At 65.6% G+C, this 3,137-nt stretch carries 2 protein-coding genes and 1 pseudogene; all 3 read right to left on the bottom strand.

The window, feature by feature from the left end; genetic code table 11:
• Positions 1 to 208, bottom strand: a pseudogene (locus tag BIS11_RS13760) (hypothetical protein); the annotation flags it as partial.
• Positions 168 to 1,160: an iron-siderophore ABC transporter substrate-binding protein gene (locus tag BIS11_RS13755; protein ID WP_253586304.1), complete on the bottom strand. Its 993-nt coding sequence runs from the start codon at positions 1,158 to 1,160 to the stop codon at positions 168 to 170. The pseudogene BIS11_RS13760 and the gene BIS11_RS13755, both read right to left, overlap by 41 nt.
• 64 nt (positions 1,161 to 1,224) lie before the next feature.
• Positions 1,225 to 3,137 (bottom strand): ferric-rhodotorulic acid/ferric-coprogen receptor FhuE (fhuE, locus tag BIS11_RS13750; RefSeq protein ID WP_253586303.1); only part of this gene is annotated, 1,913 nt, incomplete at its 5' end.

The following is a 3,137-nucleotide window of genomic DNA, read 5'->3' as shown; positions in this document are numbered from 1 at the left end:
GGCCAGGTGCAGAGCGTGGGCGACGCCGCCGTGGCCAGCCGACGCTGCGTGCGCCCAGCGCGATCGAGAGCGCCGCGGCCCCGATCAAAAGCGCCACTAGTAGCGCCGCGCCGGTCAGGCGCCTGGCCAGGTACCGGCGCTGGGCGCTTGGGCGCGCGGGGGCCGCGTCACTCGGCCTTGCGCGCGGCGTCGGCGAGAAGCCTTGCATAGTCATCCAGTACCCAGTCAATCGACATCGGGGTCGGGTTGGCGGCGGTGCCCAGGGGGCTGTCGTCGAGCATCACGACCGCACCGTTTTCCACGGCGGGCAGGCGCGAGGTGAGCGGGTTGGCCTCGAGCTCATTCAGCAGTGACTCGCCGCCGTAGGTGACCAGAATATCCACATCGTCGAGCGCGTCGATCAGCTCGGCGCTGATGGCGCCGGAGAACTGGCCTTCGGCGGAGTGGTCGAGCACGACCTGGGGCGAGACGAGGCCGAGATCGTGGAAGAACTGCACGCGGGCGTCGTTATCCGAATAGAAGGCGATTCGCCCCAGGTTACCCGGGTCGAGGTGCGTGACGAACATGGCGGTCTTGCCGTCGAGTTCCGGGTAGCGCGCGGCGGTCTCGCGAATCCGCGCCTCGAGCTCACCAATCAGCGCATCGCCTTCTTCCGCCATGCCCATGCCGGCGCTGTTCAGGCGAATCATTTCGCGCCAGCTCGTCGCCCAGGGGCCTTCGCGGTAGCCCACCACCGGAGCGATCTGGCTGAGCGTGTCGTAGTCGCTCTGGCTGAGCCCGGAGTAGCCGGCCAGAATCACGTCCGGGCGGCTCGCCGCCACGGCCTCGAAGTCGATGCCGTCGCCTTCATCGAACAGCGGCGGGGCGGGCCCGCCCCGCGTCTCCAGGCGCACGGCGACCCAGGGCAGCAGGCCGCTCTGGTCGTTGACGCCGAAGTTGGCGGCGGCGAATCCCACCGGTACCACGCCGAGTGCCAGCGGCACCTCGTGGTTCGCCCAGGCGACGGTGGCGATACGCTCGGGCGCCTTTTCGAGCACGGTGGTGCCCAGCGCATGATTGATGCTCAACGGGTAGTCCGCGGCGCCGGCCGGCGCAACCGGCAGGGCCGTCGCGGCCAGCGCCGTCAGGCCGAAGGCCTTGAGTCGTTTGAGGACGTGCATGGACGTTTCCTTTCAAAAAGCGGCCGCCCGGGGCATGCCCGGGCGGCCAGGAGGCGCGTGTCGCTTAGAAGTCGTAGCGCAGCGTCGTCGAAATACTGCGCGGCTCGCCGTAAACGCCGTAGCCACCCACGTTGCTGTAGTACTTCTCGTCGAACAGGTTCTTGAGGTTGACCTGCAAGCTGAGGTCCTCCGTGAACCGGTAGCGTCCGAACAGGTTGGCCAGGGTGTAGCTGCCTTCCTCGAAGCGGGTCGGAATGCCGGCCGGCGTGGTCAGGTTGTCCGCCACCAGTTTGCTGCTCCAGTTGAGTCCGCCGCCCAGGGTGAGTTCCGGGGTCTGGGGTACCGTGTAGCTGGCGAACAGGTTGAACAGCGAGCGCGGCTGGTTGAGGTTGAAGTTGTCTTCATCGGATTTGGCGGTGAAATGGGAGTAGCCCACGGTCATGTCCAGATCCTCGGTGACCGCGCCGCTGAGTTCCACTTCGAACCCTTCGCTGACCACGCCTTCGACGGCTTCGTAGAACGTCTCCCGTTGGCCGGGAAGCCCGGGTAGGGCGGCGGCAACGTTGTCCTGCTCGATGCGAAACACCGAGAACGAGCCGTTCAGGCGCCCGTCGAACCAGGCGGCTTTCAAGCCGGTTTCATAATTCTTGCCCTGGACCGGGTCGAGATAGCTTCCGCCCAGATCGCGATAGTTCTGCGGCTCGAAGATCTCGGTGTAGCTGGCGAACGCCGAGTAGGTATCGTCGAAATCAAACACCAGCCCGCCGTAGGGCGTGATTTCGTACTTGCTCTGTCGATCGAGGCTACGGAACTCGGTCATGCCCTTCCACTCGGTGTAGCGGGCGCCCACGATCAGTGAAAGCGGGTCGGCAAGCGAGAACCGTGCCGCGGAGTAGATCGCCTTTTGACGGGTGCTGGATGCCTCGGATGGCTCGAAGGCAGCCCAGCCTTCGTTGGGGGCCGCGCCGTTCCAGTCATTGAAGTCTGCGACCTCGAAGCCATCGATGAAGGTGTTCTCGTAGTCGTTGGTCTGGTCGCTGTAGCTGCCGCCGATGACCAGCTCGTGCTCACGGCCGAGCAGAGTGAAGGGGCCGCTGGCCTGGGCGTCGACGGAGTCGACCTCGCGGTGGCCGCGGTTCCAGCCGGTATAAAAGAAGACGCCGCTGCCGTCCACCCGGTTGGGCAGGGTGCCCTCGACGTAGGGGTAGGCGAGCTTGCCGTCCATGTCGGTCTCTTCGTGGGTGCCCACAATACGCGCCTGCCAACCGTTGTCGAACCGGTGGGCAAGCTCGGCGAAGACCTTTTCGGACTCGAAGTCGTAGTAGGACCAGGTCGGCGCAACGCTGAACGAGCGCGAAAAGTCGGTCGGCGTGCCATCGTCGAACCAGAGCGGAAGCCCGCCCCAGGTGGGCGATGAGGTGTGGCTGTCCTGGTAGTCGAATCCCAGCGATACGGTGGTCGAGTCGGTGACATCGGCGTCGATCACGCCGTAGCCGAAGGTGCGCCGCTTGTCTTCGCGATCCAGAAACGCACCGCCTTCCTCATAGCCGCCGATGAAGCGCCCGCGCACATCACCGGAGGCGGAGAGCGGCGTTGCGAGATCCACCGTCGTGCCGCGCTTGTCCCAACTGCCGAGCGTGCCGGAAACGGAGCCTTCGAACTCGCGGCTGTCGGCGCGCTTGCGCACGAAGTTGACCGAGGCGCCGGGGTTGCCGGAGCCGGTGGTCAGCCCATTGGCGCCGCGAATGACCTCGACGCGATCGTAGATCGCCGTGTTCAGTCGGCCTTCGCCGAAGTACCAGCGGCCGTCGCGGTTGAGCGTGGGAATGCCGTCGTACTGGTAGCTGTTGATGCGAAAACCGCGGGAGGAGAAACTGACCCGCTCGCTGTCTACGTTGCGCGTGGAGATCCCGGTGGTGTTGGTCAGCACGTCCTCGATGGTTCCCAGATCCTGATCGCGGATGCGCTGTTCAGTGA

It is taken from the genome of Halomonas sp. 707D4, assembly GCF_024158685.1.
In the GTDB taxonomy this organism is placed as follows: Bacteria; Pseudomonadota; Gammaproteobacteria; order Pseudomonadales; family Halomonadaceae; genus Vreelandella.
The sequence above is the reverse complement of the archived record's forward strand: the minus strand, read 5'-3'. Positions and strand labels throughout refer to the sequence as shown.

Coding starts and splice junctions, on each gene's coding strand:
- BIS11_RS13755 (WP_253586304.1), bottom strand. CDS start 1,160: ATGCACGTCCTCAAACGACTCAAGGCCTTCGGCCTGACGGCGCTGGCC.